The sequence below is a fragment of the Paenibacillus sp. AK121 genome (assembly GCF_019042715.1).
In the GTDB taxonomy this organism is placed as follows: Bacteria; Bacillota; Bacilli; order Paenibacillales; family Paenibacillaceae; genus Paenibacillus; species Paenibacillus polymyxa_C.
In genome coordinates, this window is the sequence record NZ_JAHPJM010000011.1 from 19,984 (window position 1) to 34,742 (window position 14,759).

Genomic DNA, 14,759 nt, shown 5'->3' on the forward strand with positions numbered 1-14,759 from the left:
GTACTGGCATAGAGCGAAGAAGCAAAAGGAGAGGGAAGTCCATATGACAGACAATCTAAAAAATGCTGCGCCGTGGGCAACGCTCATTATTATTACGGGGATGTCAGGCGCAGGGAAGACCATTGCGGTGCAGAGCCTTGAAGACTTGGGCTTCTTCTGCGTTGATAATTTACCCCCTGTGCTGATTCCCAAATTTGCCGAGTTGATTGAGCAGTCTAACGGTAAAATAGGCAAAGTGGCTCTTGTCATTGATTTACGCGGACGAGAATTTTTCACCGCCTTGTCGGAATCGCTTAATTATATTAAAGATCATTTTACGATTCATTGTGAAATTTTATTCTTGAATGCGAATGACGGTGTTCTCGTACAGCGGTACAAAGAAAGCCGTCGACGGCATCCGCTTGCTCCAGATGGTATGCCTTTGGATGGGATTCGTTTGGAGCGTAAGATGTTGGAGGAACTCAAAAGCTCCGCTACACAGGTTATTGATACAAGTACGATGAAGCCCGCAACCTTAAAGGCGAGGATTATTTCGAGATTTTCTCATCTGGAGAGCAGTATGCTGTCCGTGAATATTACTTCTTTTGGCTTCAAATATGGTATTCCCATTGATGCCGATCTTGTATTCGATGTGCGCTTCCTGCCTAATCCCCACTATGTGGACCAGCTACGTCCACACACGGGACAGGATAGCGATGTATATGATTATGTCATGAAGTGGCCGGAGACTCAGGCGTTCCTGACCAAGTTGCTGGATATGTTGCACTTTTTGATTCCGCAGTATCGCAAAGAAGGTAAAAGCCAGGTCATTATCGGTATTGGCTGTACTGGAGGTAAGCATCGTTCAGTTGCAATATCGGAGTATTTAGGAAAAATGCTGGGTGCCAGCGAGACAGAATCCGTTTCTGTTTCGCATCGGGATGCTGATCGGGACCGGCATTAATGAGGTGAAATCATGAAAGAGACCGGATCACAACGGGAGCGCCCACGTATTGTTGTTATGGGCGGCGGAACCGGCTTGTCCGTCATGCTGCGGGGCTTGAAGCAAAAGCCGCTGGATATTACGGCTATTGTTACAGTCGCTGACGATGGCGGAAGCTCCGGGATATTGCGCAGTGAGCTGCAGATGCCCCCTCCAGGGGATATCCGCAATGTGCTGACTGCCTTGGCTGACGTGGAACCAGTAATGTCAGATATGCTAAAATACCGTTTTGGTGCTGGATCAGGGTTGTCAGGCCATAGCTTGGGGAATTTGATCTTAGCAGCGATGACTGATATATCGGGGGATTTTGTAACGGCGGTGCGTGAGCTTAGCCGTGTATTTGCTGTCCGAGGGCGTGTACTACCGGCGGCTGAGGAAGGCGTTGTGCTCAGCGCCGAGATGGAGGATGGCACGGTGATCACCGGGGAGTCCAAAATCCCAGAAGCGGGCGGACGAATCAAACGTGTTTTTCTTGAACCGACTCACGTGGAGCCGTTGCCTGAGGCTGTGGAAGCCATTAATGAAGCCGATGCGATTCTAATTGGTCCCGGCAGTCTATATACCAGCATTTTACCGAATTTGCTTGTACCGAAACTTGCTGAGGCTGTGGTGAAATCAGATGCTATCAAAATATTTGTCTGCAACGTGATGACCCAGCCGGGGGAAACCGATGGCTATACAGTGGGAGATCACCTGCAAGCGATCTATGAGCATGTAGGGCATCATCTGTTCGACTATGTCATTGTAAATAACGGAGAAATTCCACCTCAAGTACAGGAGATGTATGCCGAGCAGGGAGCTAAGCCTGTTCAAGTAGACATGGGCGAGCTGGCTGATCGAGGATATAAAGTAGTGGCAGATACGTTAGTTCTGTTCCGCACGTATTTACGGCATGACGCCGACAAACTGAGCCAGCATATCTACCAATTGGTACAAAACTGGATGTTAAGAAGGAGGTGAGTCCCTTGTCCTTTGCGGCACAAACGAAAAAAGAGCTTACGATGATTGAAAGCCAGCCCTGCTGTGAAAAAGCGGAACTGTCTGCGCTCATACGTATGCTCGGATCCGTACAACTGTCGAATAAAAGGGTGATATTGGACGTGTCCACAGAAAATGCCGCGATTGCAAGGCGGATTTACTCCTTGATCAAAAAGCATTTTCAACTTCACATCGAACTGCTTGTACGGAAAAAAATGCGCTTGAAAAAAAATAATGTGTATATTGTCCGCATTCCTAATGGTGTACAAGAGCTGCTAAAGGAGCTTTATATTGTCTCAGAAGGTTTCTTGTTCACTGACGGGATTAATCGGGATATCATTCGGAAAAACTGTTGTAAGCGGGCTTATCTGCGGGGTGCCTTTATGGCAGGTGGCTCTGTGAATAATCCAGAGGGATCGTCTTACCACCTTGAAATTTCTTCGATGTATGAGGAGCATTGTCAGGCGCTAGTTGATCTCGCTAATGAGTTTCATCTCAATGCCCGCTGTATTGAGCGAAAAAAAGGCTTTATCCTTTACATCAAGGAAGGCGAGAAGATCATTGAGCTGCTCAGTATCATTGGGGCGCACCAAGCCTTGTTCAAATTTGAAGATGTACGTATCATGCGCGATATGCGCAATTCCGTAAACCGTATTGTTAATTGCGAAACAGCTAATTTGAACAAGACGATCGGAGCTGCTGTCCGGCAAATTGAGAATATTAAGTTGCTGGAGAGGGAAGTTGGTTTGGAGACCTTGCCAGATAAACTGCGTGAAGTGGCAGAAATTCGGCTCGCTCATCCCGATTTGAATTTAAAAGAAGTCGGGGAAATGCTCAAAGGGGTCGTGAGTAAATCGGGTGTAAATCATCGACTTCGCAAAATTGATGAGATGGCTGACAAAATCAGGGGGGAAAACGGCCTAATTCCGTAAAAGAGGGTCTGAGGGGCTTTTAGAACCGGTTTTTTTAGTTTTTTTTCTAGTGTCTGTCCCGGGTTAATGTTATAATGTGATAAATAAAATGGAGTAAATAGCGTCCAGATTTATTTGATGAGGGGGTAAGCTGACATGTCAAAACATCCAGTAGTCGTACGCTTGAAAACAGGACTGCACGCCAGACCTGCTGCGTTGTTCGTACAGGAAGCGAATAAATATTCATCTGAAATTTTTGTGGAAAAAGAAGACAAAAAGGTTAATGCCAAGAGCATCATGGGTATTATGAGCCTCGCCATCAGTACAGGTACTGAAATCAATATTAGTGCTGAAGGTGCGGACGCCGAACAGGCTGTAAACGCTTTAGTAAGTCTGGTTAGTAAGGTAGAGCTGGAAAATCAATAAACGAGCATTTGCTTTGTGATATGATGTATGCTCTTAGTGAAAGCCCCCTCGGGGGCTTTTTTTGTATCCAGAAAAAAGCATTCAACCAGCCCCGCCATTAAGCTATTTATGTATATTTATTTGAATATAGCGACCGCGTTAAGTCCAAGCTACAAATAGTTGAAACCCCTAGGTAATGCTCTGTTTCGGAAATTTATACCGCTTGACTGCAACCTTTTCCCGTTTTTTCCGTCTGGAAGGTACAAACATTTTCAAGAAAGAGGCTGACTACAATGAGAGTTTGGACAAAAACAGTAAGCACAGCAATTCTTGCAGGAGCATTATTAGCTGGGGGAATAGCAGGAGGGCTGTGGACGGGAGCTGATCGCGCTTATGCAGCAACGGCGACGACGGCGAATGGTGTAATTAACGTGAGTGGAAGTGGTGAAATAATGGCTAAGCCAGATATCGCTTATCTCTCTATTGGTGTGCAATCGGAAGGAAACACCGCTGCTGCAGCTCAAAAAGCCAATGCTGCGAAAATAAACAAGGTTACACAGCTGTTAAAAGAAAAATGGAGCATTAGTGCAGACGATATTCAGACAAGCCAGTTCTCTGTACAGCCTAACTATACCTATAACGAGAAAGAAGGACAGAAGCTCAAAGGCTACATGGCCAACCATACACTTTCAGTGAAATATCGCAATTTGGATAAAATTGGTCAACTGTTGGATGAGGCTACAAATTCCGGTGCAAACAACGTAGATAATATACAGTTTTCCGTAGAGAATCCTTCCGCTTATGAGGAAGCAGCAATTGCAAAGGCGTTGGATAATGCTCAATCCAAAGCAAGTGCCGTAGCAAAATCAGCTAAACGCGGTTTAGGAGCTCTGGTGAATGTGACAGTAGATGGCGGGGAAGCTCAGGTTTACACACAACGTGAGAATGCCATGTCCAAAGCGCTCATGGATATGAGTGGCGGAACAGAGATACAGTCGGGTCAAGTAACGGTGAAAGTCCAAGTGTCTGCCCAATATGAGATGAACTAGTATAGACCATTAAGCGGAGCCGCAAGCGCCTGCAACATTGCAGGATGACTTGTTGGCTTCTTTTGTCTATTGAAACCGTTTTGTAATGAGTCTGTCATAGCTAATGGCTGTTAGGTGTACAGATTGAAATCAAGGAGTGTACAGATTGTAAACTACATACAATAGGGTATAGATATAATAAGAAAAGTGATCAAAACACATAGATTATACAGATTTGCAATAGGAGGAATACTTACGATGAACAAACATACAAAAAAATGGGGCTCAGCATTGCTGGCAGCGGGAATTTTAGCAGGGGTTGCGGTTATTCCCGTTTCCTATATTGGGGCAGCATCGACCAAACAGCAGCAAGCGACAACACAGCAACCAGGGATCGCCATCCAATGGAATGGTAAAACGTTGGCCTCTAAAGGTATTCAAGTGAACGGGAACACCATGATTCCAGTGGCAGCACTGCGTGACAGCTTGGAAATTCCGGTGAGCTATGACACCAAAGAAGGGACATATACAGTGGGGAGTGGGTACAACAAGCTCTATATCGTGGTCTCCTCCTCGGATGCCTATGTCAATGTGAACGGAATCAACACGCGCAGCATGGATGCCAAAATGATCGCCGGGAAGCTGTACATTCCTATGAGTCTGCTGAAAGACTATCTGGGTATCGATGCTCAGTGGAATGCAGTTCAGAAAACCGTAACATTAAGTAAAAGCCAGCTAAATCCAATCACAATTGCGTCTCAGACGCTTCCAGCTTCGAGTAATGCAAAGGTGTCTTATAAGATTAAGTATCCACAAATCAGCGGCAGCCAGCTGAATCCTGAGGCTCAACAGGCCATTAATAATGTGCTAAAAAAGCATGCAGAGACAGTATTGGCAGCAGGCAAAAAGATGGTGGCAGACGGAGAGGTTACAGCAGAAAGACCGTATGATTTCGAGAATGATTTTGCAATTGCCTATAACAAGGACGGTATTCTAAGTGTGATTATGCAGGACTACTCGTATACAGGTGGCGCACATGGTATGACGGCGCGTAAAGGATACACGTTCTCGCTCGCTGATGGCAAGCTGCTGCAATTGTCTGACGTATTGAAGGCAAATCCGAACTATAAAAAGTTTTTGAATGCTGATTTGAAGAAAAAAATTGATGCGCTCCAGGCTGGCGAAGGTTTTGAAAAATTTAAAGAGTTGGCCGCAGATCAGAATTTTTATGTGACCAATAGTGGACTAACCATCGTGTTTGATTTGTATGATTATGCTCCATACGCGTATGGAATTCCGGAGTTTACTTACTCGTTCGCTCAACTGCTGCCTCAGGGCGGGAAGCCTTTTGCGGGACAAAATCAATAATTTGGTTTAGCTATATATAAAAAATTATAGTAAATAAAAAGGCTGCCTACTGGATACAAAAATCCGAGGCAGCCTTTCTATTTAACAGCTATTCAAAAGTAAACCACTTTTCTTATACACCTTCTGGAGAGGAGCTAGTTAACACTTTATCAATAATACCGTATTCTTTGGCATCATCAGCGGACATGAAATAGTCACGGTCTGTGTCTTTTTCGATGCGTTCCAGTGGTTGACCTGTGCGATCTGCGAGAATGCGGTTCAATTTGTCACGCATTTTCAGAATGCGACGGGCGCGAATTTCGATATCCGTTGCCTGTCCTTGTGCACCGCCCAGTGGTTGGTGAATCATAATTTCACTGTTTGGCAAGGCAAAACGTTTGCCTTTGGCACCTGCATTCAGCAAGAAAGCACCCATGGAAGCAGCCATACCTACACAAATGGTAGATACGTCAGGTTTAATGTATTGCATCGTATCGAAAATGGCCATACCAGCTGTGATGGAACCGCCAGGACTGTTAATATACAAGTGAATGTCTTTTTCAGGATCTTCAGCAGCCAAAAACAGCATTTGTGCAATAATTGAGTTGGCTACAACGTCATTGACGTCCGAGCCCAACAAAATAATGCGATCCTTCAACAGTCTGGAATAAATGTCATAGGCGCGTTCGCCGCGGTTACTTTGTTCTACTACCATAGGAACATAGCTCACGTCAAAAAACCTCCCTTAAATATCGTTAGTGGATTTGGTGGATATGCCGATTACACATCCCTATTTATAAACTGTTACCGTATTAACCACATGATAAACAATTTCAAACAAAAAGTCAAAGAAAGTCAAACTATTAATTAAAAAAAGAGCGCTCAGCGCTCTTTTTGGTTAAAAACATTATATGGAACATTTAGCCAATCATATAAAACGACGCGCCCGCGAGGAATCGAACCTCGATCTCAGGCTCCGGAGGCCTACGTCATATCCGTTGGACCACGGGCGCACAGATGAACATTACAAGCAACTAACTAATTAATTGGAAACAAAGATGATTATATGATATACGGCATTGAATTGCAAGCTTTTATTACGTGCGCATATTCACATAAAAAGTTGAGAAATATAGGTTCAGATAGACTTGCATGTGAAGCAAATATTGGGTAAGATATACGTGGGACTTAAAAAGTTATCCCGGGACATTTTAAGACCAGTTAGAGATATAGCATAGAGACAGAACTTAGAAGTGTGCGGGAGTGGAAAGCATGCGAAAGATATTAGAAATACAGAAGCAGCTTCTGCCCGACCTCATGGATGTTTTGAAAAAAAGGTACACGATCCTGCATCAGATTATGTTGTCCGAAGTTATTGGACGCAGAACACTGGCAGCTTCACTGGATATGACCGAGCGCGTACTGCGCGCTGAGACTGATCTCCTTAAAGCGCAAGGGCTAATTGAGATTGAGAGTGTGGGCATGAAGGTGAGCAAAGCAGGACTGGATCTGCTGGAACAGCTGGAGCCGATTGCGAACAACTTGTTCGGCCTGTCCCAATTGGAGGATCAGATTCGTCAAGCCTACGGTTTGAGGAAGGTGGTTGTCGTTCCAGGGGATTCGGATGCTTCACCGTTAGCGAAGCAGGAACTGGGCCGTGCTGGCGCAAAGGCGCTGCTGAGTGTTATGGATGACGAGGACGTGGTCGCTGTAACAGGTGGCACGACGATTGCAGATGTGGCGGAACAACTGACATTACCTGCTAACGGCCCGCTTAAAGGCGGATGGTTTGTACCGGCACGCGGGGGTTTGGGAGAGAGCATGGAAATGCAGGCAAATACAATTGCCTCCACGATGGCTCGCAAGGTCGGCGCTCAATACCGTCTGCTCCATGTACCGGATTTGCTCAGCAATCATGCTTACAACTCCTTGCTTGAGGATACGAATATTCAGGATATATTGAGCCTGATTCGAGAAAGTCGTATTATCATTCACGGAATAGGCAACGCCATAGCAATGGCCCACAGACGCAAGCTTGACCCTGAAACCTTTGCCCAGATCAGCAATGAGGGCGCGGTTGCCGAATCGTTTGGCTATTATTTTAACGAAGACGGCGTCGTTGTTCACAGAATGCTGACGCTTGGACTCCGTTTGGAGGACATCAGGCGTACGGAGACGGTGTTAGGTGTGGCTGGAGGCAAGAGCAAGGCGGCTGCTATTCATGCGGTATTGCGTTTCGGACAGGAAGACATTCTTGTCACCGACGAAGGCGCTGCTGCCGAGATTGTAAGCCGTTATTTAAGAGATTGATAAGGTTTTTTAATTGTGTTGTCTTGACGGGCTTTCGGGTCTGTCTTGAATATATAAAACTAAACTAAACGAACTTTGGGAGGAACTCACTCATGACAGTTAAAGTTGGTATTAACGGTTTCGGACGTATTGGACGCCTTGCTTTCCGCCGTATTCAAGACGTAGAAGGTATTGAAGTAGTAGCAATTAACGACTTGACAGATTCCAAAATGCTGGCACATCTGTTGAAATATGATACAACACAAGGTACTTTCCAAGGGGAAGTAGAAGTACATGACGGTTTCTTCAAAGTAAACGGTAAAGAAGTTAAAGTTTTGGCTAACCGTAACCCTGAAGAATTGCCTTGGGGAGACCTGGGTGTAGACATCGTTCTGGAATGCACAGGTTTCTTCACAACTAAAGAAGCTGCTGAGAAACATTTGAAAGGCGGCGCTAAAAAGGTTGTTATCTCCGCTCCAGCTACTGGCGACATGAAAACTGTCGTTTACAACGTAAACCATGAAATTCTGGACGGATCTGAAACTGTAATTTCCGGTGCTTCTTGCACAACTAACTGCCTGGCTCCTATGGCTAAAACATTGCAAGACAAATTTGGTATCGTTGAAGGCTTGATGACTACAATTCACGCTTACACTGGCGACCAAAACACTTTGGATGCTCCACATGCTAAAGGTGACTTCCGTCGTGCTCGCGCAGCAGCTGAAAACATCATCCCTAACACTACTGGTGCTGCTAAAGCAATCGGTCTGGTTATCCCTGAGCTGAAAGGTAAATTGGATGGCGCAGCTCAACGTGTTCCAGTACCAACAGGTTCCCTGACTGAGCTGGTAACAGTTCTGGAGAAAAACGTAACTGCTGAAGAAATCAACGCAGCGATGAAAGAAGCTTCCGATCCTGAAACTTACGGATACACTGAAGATCAAATCGTTTCTTCTGACATCAAAGGTCTGACTTTCGGATCCCTGTTTGACGCTACTCAAACTAAAGTTCTGACTGTTGGCGACAAACAACTGGTTAAAACTGTAGCTTGGTACGACAACGAAATGTCCTACACTGCACAATTGATCCGTACGTTGGAATACTTCGCTAAATTGGCTAAATAAGAATTTCCTTATCGAGCAACATCATAGAGCGGAAACAGGTGTTATTGTTTCCGCTCTTTATATATCAAAATGTGCCTTAAATTCCTGTTTCGTAAAATTATAAGGGTGCGGAGGAATATGGAGATGAACAAAAAGAGCGTACGTGATATAGAACTGAATGGAAAACGGGTGTTTGTTCGTGTAGATTTTAACGTTCCGGTTGAGGATGGTAAAATTACAGATGACAAGCGTATTCGCGAAACCTTGCCAACCATTAACTACCTGATTGAAAAAGGTGCAAAAGTTATTTTGGCGAGTCACTTTGGACGTCCAAAGGGTCAAGTCGTTGAATCCATGCGTCTGACTGCTGCTGGTGTACGTTTGTCCGAACTGCTGAAAAAGCCAGTTGTTAAAGTGGACGAAGCAGTTGGTGAAGCTGTTAAAGCGAAAGTGGCTGAACTGCAAAACGGCGATGTGCTATTGCTTGAAAATGTACGCTTCTACCCAGGAGAAGAGAAAAATGATCCTGAACTGGCTAAGCAATTTGCTGAACTGGCTGACATTTTCGTGAATGATGCTTTTGGTGCAGCACACCGTGCTCATGCTTCTACAGAAGGTATCGCGCATTTCCTTCCGGCTGTTTCCGGCTTGCTGATGGAAAAAGAGTTGTCTGTTATTGGTAAAGCCTTGTCGAATCCAGATCGTCCTTTTACAGCCATTATTGGCGGTTCCAAAGTAAAAGACAAAATCGACGTAATCGACAACCTGCTGAACATTGCAGATAACGTAATTATTGGCGGCGGTTTGACTTATACATTCTTCAAAGCTCAAGGTCATGAAGTGGGTCAATCTTTGCTGGATGAATCCAAACTGGACGTAGCTCTTGGATTTATTGAAAAAGCGAAGAAGCTTGGCAAAAACTTCTACCTTCCTGTGGATATCGTTATTTCTGACGATTTCAGCGCTACAGCGAACACGAACATTGTGGACATCGACGGCATTCCTGCAGATTGGGAAGGCGTGGATATCGGACCGAAAACTCGTAAAATCTATGCAGATGTTATCAAAAACTCCAAATTGGTTGTTTGGAATGGACCAATGGGTGTATTTGAAATCGAGCCTTTCGCTGGCGGTACTCGTGAAGTAGCGGAAGCTTGTGCTACAACAGAAGCATACACCATCATTGGTGGCGGTGATTCTGCGGCTGCGGCTGAAAAATTCCACTTGGCTGACAAAATGGATCACATCTCCACTGGCGGCGGCGCATCCCTGGAATTCATGGAAGGCAAAGCACTTCCGGGTGTCGTTGCACTTAACGATAAATAATCAAACGCATTACGCGTAATAAAGGCTTTAGGGCACCTAATAGTTAGGAGTTGAAACCATTGAGAACACCGATTATCGCGGGTAACTGGAAGATGTTCAAAACCGTACCAGAAGCTAAAACCTTCATCGAAGAGATCAAAGGTAAAGCAGAGGTTGCAGGAGTGGAGAGCGTTATATGTGCTCCATTTACAAATCTTCCTGCTCTGGTTGAAGCAGTAAAAGGTACATCTATTAAAATCGGCGCACAAAACCTGCACTTTGCAGAAGATGGCGCATTTACAGGTGAAATCAGCGGCGGAATGCTGAAAGATCTGGGCGTAGACTACGTTGTGATCGGACACTCCGAGCGTCGTGAGTATTTCAACGAAACAGACGAAACGGTGAACAAAAAGGTTCATGCAGCATTCCGTCATGGCCTGACACCAATTGTATGTGTAGGCGAAAAGCTGGAAGACCGTGAAGCAGGTCAAACCAAAGAAGTTGTAAAAGTGCAAACTGTAGCAGCTTTTGCTGGTCTGGCTAAAGATCAAGCAGCGCAAGTCGTAGTTGCTTATGAGCCAATCTGGGCCATCGGAACAGGCAAATCCTCTACTTCGCAGGATGCGAATGAAGTGATTTCCTACATCCGTAGTCTGATTAAAGAGCTGTATGATGAAAATACAGCAAATGCTGTACGTATTCAGTACGGTGGTAGTGTAAAACCTGAAAATGTTACTGAGTACCTGGGTCAAAGCGATATCGACGGCGCGCTCGTGGGCGGTGCCAGTCTTCAACCGGCGTCGTACATCGCGCTTGTTGAGGGGGCGAAGTAAGATGACAGCACCAAAACCGGTAGCTTTAATTATTATGGACGGATTCGGACTGCGTGACACTGTGGAAGGCAATGCGGTTGCACAGGCCAACAAACCGAATTACGACCGGTATTTAAAACAGTATCCACATACCACGTTGACGGCTTCTGGTGAAGCGGTGGGTCTTCCGGAAGGACAAATGGGTAACTCCGAAGTAGGTCACTTGAACATCGGCGCAGGTCGAATTGTATATCAAGATTTGACTCGTATTTCGAAGTCCATCCGTGAAGGCGAGTTCTTCGACAATGAAACATTGGTTAAAGCCGTGCAACATGCGAAGAAGAACAACACTAAACTTCACCTGTACGGACTTCTGTCCGACGGTGGTGTGCATAGTCATATCAGCCATCTGTTCGCTATGCTGGATCTGGCTAAAAAAGAAGGATTAACTGAAGTGTACATTCATGCTTTCATGGATGGACGTGACGTTATGCCTGATAGCGGCGTAGGCTTTATGCAACAACTGGTCGCTAAAATTCAGGAAGTGGGCATTGGCCAAATTGCAACCGTACAAGGGCGCTATTATGCAATGGACCGCGACAAACGTTGGGAACGTGTTGAGAAGTCTTACCGTGCAATCGTATACGGTGAAGGTCCTCAATACACCGATCCACTCGAAGCATTGAAGGAATCGTATGAAAAGTCAGTGTTCGATGAATTCGTGGAACCAACTGTTATTGTGAAGGCTGATGGAAGCCCTGTAGGGCTGGTCGAAAGCAATGACTCTGTCGTATTCCTGAATTTCCGTCCTGACCGTGCGATTCAATTGTCTCAAGTATTTACCAATGAAGATTTCCGTGGTTTTGACCGTGGGCCAAAATGGCCTAAGGATCTGCACTTTGTTTGCCTGACCTTGTTCAGTGAAACGGTTGGAGGCTTTGTTGCCTATGAACCGAAAAACCTGGACAACACGTTTGGCGAGGTGCTGGTACAAAACAACAAAAAGCAATTGCGTATTGCTGAGACAGAAAAGTATCCGCACGTTACTTTCTTTTTCAGTGGCGGACGCGATGTGGAGCTTCCTGGCGAAACTCGTATTTTGATCAATTCGCCTAAAGTGGCTACATATGATCTGCAGCCTGAAATGAGTGCGTATGAAGTAGCGGATGCTGCTGTTAAGGAAATCGAAGCTGACAAGCACGATGCGATTATCCTGAACTTTGCCAATCCGGATATGGTTGGACACTCCGGTATGCTGGAACCAACAATTAAGGCAGTAGAGACGACGGATGAATGTGTTGGACGTGTTGTAGATGCAGTTAAAGCCAAAGGTGGCGTGGTAATTATCATCGCTGACCATGGTAACGCGGATATGGAAATTGATGAGCAGGGACGTCCGTTCACAGCTCACACAACGAATCCGGTTCCGTTCATTTTGACTGACGAAAATATCGTTCTGCGTGAGCATGGAATTCTGGCTGACGTAGCTCCAACGCTTCTGGATTTGATGCAACTTCCGCAACCTGCGGAAATGACAGGAAAATCTATGATTGCATCCCGCAAGTAAGCTTGATTTAATAAGTATAGGCTTGTCCAATAAATTATGAATTACAAAGGAGATTAAGTACAAATGACTATTATTTCTGACGTGTACGCTCGCGAAGTCCTCGACTCCCGTGGTAACCCTACGGTTGAAGTTGAAGTATATCTGGAATCCGGTGCGATTGGTCGCGCTATCGTTCCTTCTGGTGCATCCACAGGCGCTCACGAAGCTGTAGAGCTTCGCGATAACGACAAATCCCGTTACCTGGGTAAAGGCGTTCTGCAAGCTGTTAAAAACGTGAACGAAATTATTGCTCCTGAAGTAATCGGCTTGGATGCTGTGAACCAAGTAGAAATCGATACATTGATGATCAAATTGGACGGTACTCCAAACAAAGGTAAACTGGGTGCGAATGCAATTCTGGCTGTATCCATGGCTGTAGCTCGCGCTGCTGCTGAAGCTCTGGGCTTGCCACTGTACACTTACCTGGGCGGATTCAACGCTAAACAATTACCAGTACCAATGATGAACATCGTTAACGGTGGTGCTCATGCCGACAACAACGTTGACGTACAAGAATTCATGGTTCTGCCTGTAGGCGCTCCTACATTCAAAGAAGCTCTGCGTGTTGGCGCAGAAATCTTCCACAACCTGAAATCCGTACTGAATTCCAAAGGCTTGAACACAGCTGTTGGTGATGAAGGTGGTTTTGCTCCTAACTTCAAATCTAACGAAGAAGCTCTGTCCACTATTATCGAAGCGATCGAAAAAGCTGGTTACAAACCAGGCGTTGACGTATTCCTCGGTATGGACGTTGCTTCCACTGAGTTCTTCAAAGATGGAAAATACACTTTGGAAGGCGAAGGCAAATCCTTCACTTCTGCTGAGTTCGTTGACCTGCTTGCTTCTTGGGTTGATAAATACCCAATCATCACTATTGAAGATGGTTGCTCCGAAGATGACTGGGAAGGTTGGAAATTGCTCACTGAAAAACTGGGCAACAAAATCCAATTGGTTGGTGACGACCTGTTCGTAACTAACACAGAGCGTCTGGCTAAAGGTATCGATGAAAACATCGGTAACTCTATCCTGATCAAAGTAAACCAAATCGGTACGCTGACTGAAACATTCGATGCTATCGAATTGGCTAAACGTGCAGGATACACAGCTGTAATCTCTCACCGTTCCGGTGAATCCGAAGACAGCACAATCGCTGATATCGCTGTTGCAACAAATGCGGGCCAAATCAAAACTGGTGCTCCTTCCCGTACTGACCGTATTGCGAAGTACAACCAATTGCTCCGCATTGAGGATCAACTGGGTGAACTGGCTCAATACCACGGCCTGAAATCTTTCTACAACCTGAAAAAATAATATTGCCAAAAATGCTGGTGGTGCCTCGGGCCTATGATTTATCATAGGGTCAGGACGCTCGACGCTTTTGCGCATGAATAAAACAGATCTGCTTGCGATATGCAAGCAGATCTGTTTTTTTATAAATAATGATCTACAGAAGCTTAATGGCTAAGTGTCTTGCTGTAGCTGTTGTTATCTACTGGAAGCTGTGGTAGAATGAAAATAGTGTTTTGCGTTAATTTCCGGCTATTTAAAGCATGATATGTGCATGTTTTCATAAAAGAGGCTGTGTTGTTTTGCAAAACAGATGTATAAGCTCAGGAGGTGGGATTTTTCATGGAAATCTTTTTGAAAGTGCTGCTCGTTGTGTTCTCGATTGCTGTTATTGCGGTTGTGTTACTGCAAAAGGGGAAAAGCGCAGGTTTGTCCGGTGCCATCTCTGGCGGTGCTGAGCATCTGTTCGGCAAGACCAAAGCTCGCGGTATGGATTTGATTTTACAACGCGTAACTGCTGTTTTGGGTGCATGTTTTATGATCGTTTCCGTTTTGGTTGCATTTTTCGCAAAATAAGATAAATATACACCTTAAGCCTTCGTTTCACGGGAAACGGGGGCTTTTTTGGATTTTGGACAGGCAGGGATGCCGTCGATTAAATTCGTGTATACTAGGGTATGAGTATATAAAGAGCCTTGTATCAGGA

14 protein-coding genes and 1 tRNA gene are annotated in these 14,759 nt (G+C 45.2%); 13 read left to right on the forward strand and 2 right to left on the reverse strand.

The window, feature by feature from the left end:
- Positions 1–43: 43 nt before the first annotated feature.
- The 6 genes from rapZ to KSP24_RS18500 all read left to right on the forward strand — a co-directional run bounded on the left by rapZ (position 44) and on the right by KSP24_RS18500 (position 5,672).
- Positions 44–943 (forward strand): RNase adapter RapZ, encoded by a 900-nt coding sequence (gene rapZ, locus KSP24_RS18475; protein WP_013368808.1) that lies wholly within the window; start codon positions 44–46, stop codon positions 941–943.
- A gap of 12 nt (positions 944–955) precedes the next feature.
- Entirely contained in the window at positions 956–1,942 is a 987-nt protein-coding gene (locus KSP24_RS18480) for a gluconeogenesis factor YvcK family protein (protein WP_013368809.1), read from the forward strand.
- 5 nt (positions 1,943–1,947) lie between these two features.
- Complete coding sequence (gene whiA / locus KSP24_RS18485; RefSeq protein ID WP_013368810.1) at positions 1,948–2,892, forward strand: DNA-binding protein WhiA; 945 nt, start codon at positions 1,948–1,950, stop codon at positions 2,890–2,892.
- Between the two features lie 135 nt (positions 2,893–3,027).
- Positions 3,028–3,297 carry an HPr family phosphocarrier protein gene (locus tag KSP24_RS18490; protein WP_013368811.1) on the forward strand — a complete coding sequence of 90 codons (270 nt, stop codon included), beginning with the start codon at positions 3,028–3,030 and terminating at the stop codon, positions 3,295–3,297.
- Between the two features lie 272 nt (positions 3,298–3,569).
- Positions 3,570–4,325, forward strand: a complete 756-nt coding sequence (locus KSP24_RS18495) for an SIMPL domain-containing protein (RefSeq protein WP_040102396.1) — start codon at positions 3,570–3,572, stop codon at positions 4,323–4,325.
- Between the two features lie 237 nt (positions 4,326–4,562).
- Complete coding sequence (locus KSP24_RS18500) at positions 4,563–5,672, forward strand: PdaC/SigV domain-containing protein (RefSeq protein WP_216976177.1); 1,110 nt, start codon at positions 4,563–4,565, stop codon at positions 5,670–5,672.
- Between the two features lie 112 nt (positions 5,673–5,784).
- Here KSP24_RS18500 and clpP read toward each other — a convergent pair whose 3' ends face one another.
- Both clpP and KSP24_RS18510 read right to left on the reverse strand, forming a co-directional pair.
- Positions 5,785–6,381, reverse strand: a complete 597-nt coding sequence (gene clpP / locus KSP24_RS18505; RefSeq protein WP_013368815.1) for an ATP-dependent Clp endopeptidase proteolytic subunit ClpP — start codon at positions 6,379–6,381, stop codon at positions 5,785–5,787.
- Positions 6,382–6,592: 211 nt separating this feature from the next.
- Positions 6,593–6,664 (reverse strand) — tRNA-Arg (locus tag KSP24_RS18510).
- A gap of 259 nt (positions 6,665–6,923) precedes the next feature.
- Here KSP24_RS18510 and KSP24_RS18515 point away from each other — a divergent pair.
- The 7 genes from KSP24_RS18515 to secG all read left to right on the forward strand — a co-directional run bounded on the left by KSP24_RS18515 (position 6,924) and on the right by secG (position 14,629).
- A complete protein-coding gene (locus tag KSP24_RS18515) occupies positions 6,924–7,961 on the forward strand; it encodes a sugar-binding transcriptional regulator (protein ID WP_013368816.1) in 1,038 nt (345 codons plus the stop codon).
- A gap of 92 nt (positions 7,962–8,053) precedes the next feature.
- Positions 8,054–9,064, forward strand: coding sequence for a type I glyceraldehyde-3-phosphate dehydrogenase (gene gap / locus KSP24_RS18520; RefSeq protein WP_013368817.1), 1,011 nt, complete (start codon positions 8,054–8,056; stop codon positions 9,062–9,064).
- 123 nt (positions 9,065–9,187) lie between these two features.
- Entirely contained in the window at positions 9,188–10,369 is a 1,182-nt protein-coding gene (locus KSP24_RS18525) for a phosphoglycerate kinase (protein ID WP_044786793.1), read from the forward strand.
- Between the two features lie 59 nt (positions 10,370–10,428).
- Positions 10,429–11,181: a triose-phosphate isomerase gene (gene tpiA / locus KSP24_RS18530; protein ID WP_013308264.1), complete on the forward strand. Its 753-nt coding sequence runs from the start codon at positions 10,429–10,431 to the stop codon at positions 11,179–11,181.
- Position 11,182: 1 nt separating this feature from the next.
- Positions 11,183–12,727 (forward strand): 2,3-bisphosphoglycerate-independent phosphoglycerate mutase, encoded by a 1,545-nt coding sequence (gpmI, locus tag KSP24_RS18535; protein WP_013368820.1) that lies wholly within the window; start codon positions 11,183–11,185, stop codon positions 12,725–12,727.
- A gap of 63 nt (positions 12,728–12,790) precedes the next feature.
- On the forward strand, positions 12,791–14,077 hold the full coding sequence (gene eno, locus KSP24_RS18540) for a phosphopyruvate hydratase (RefSeq protein WP_013368821.1): 1,287 nt from the start codon (positions 12,791–12,793) through the stop codon (positions 14,075–14,077).
- A gap of 318 nt (positions 14,078–14,395) precedes the next feature.
- Complete coding sequence (gene secG, locus KSP24_RS18545; protein WP_013368823.1) at positions 14,396–14,629, forward strand: preprotein translocase subunit SecG; 234 nt, start codon at positions 14,396–14,398, stop codon at positions 14,627–14,629.
- Positions 14,630–14,759 lie beyond the last annotated feature (130 nt).

Bases quoted from the DNA above. Each gene is read 5' to 3' on its own strand.
- rapZ (WP_013368808.1), top strand. From the start codon at position 44: ATGACAGACAATCTAAAAAATGCTGCGCCGTGGGCAACGCTCATTATT.
- KSP24_RS18495 (WP_040102396.1), top strand. From the start codon at position 3,570: ATGAGAGTTTGGACAAAAACAGTAAGCACAGCAATTCTTGCAGGAGCA.
- KSP24_RS18490 (WP_013368811.1), top strand. From the start codon at position 3,028: ATGTCAAAACATCCAGTAGTCGTACGCTTGAAAACAGGACTGCACGCC.
- KSP24_RS18500 (WP_216976177.1), top strand. From the start codon at position 4,563: ATGAACAAACATACAAAAAAATGGGGCTCAGCATTGCTGGCAGCGGGA.
- KSP24_RS18525 (WP_044786793.1), top strand. From the start codon at position 9,188: ATGAACAAAAAGAGCGTACGTGATATAGAACTGAATGGAAAACGGGTG.
- secG (WP_013368823.1), top strand. From the start codon at position 14,396: ATGGAAATCTTTTTGAAAGTGCTGCTCGTTGTGTTCTCGATTGCTGTT.
- KSP24_RS18515 (WP_013368816.1), top strand. From the start codon at position 6,924: ATGCGAAAGATATTAGAAATACAGAAGCAGCTTCTGCCCGACCTCATG.
- eno (WP_013368821.1), top strand. From the start codon at position 12,791: ATGACTATTATTTCTGACGTGTACGCTCGCGAAGTCCTCGACTCCCGT.
- gpmI (WP_013368820.1), top strand. From the start codon at position 11,183: ATGACAGCACCAAAACCGGTAGCTTTAATTATTATGGACGGATTCGGA.
- KSP24_RS18480 (WP_013368809.1), top strand. From the start codon at position 956: ATGAAAGAGACCGGATCACAACGGGAGCGCCCACGTATTGTTGTTATG.
- gap (WP_013368817.1), top strand. From the start codon at position 8,054: ATGACAGTTAAAGTTGGTATTAACGGTTTCGGACGTATTGGACGCCTT.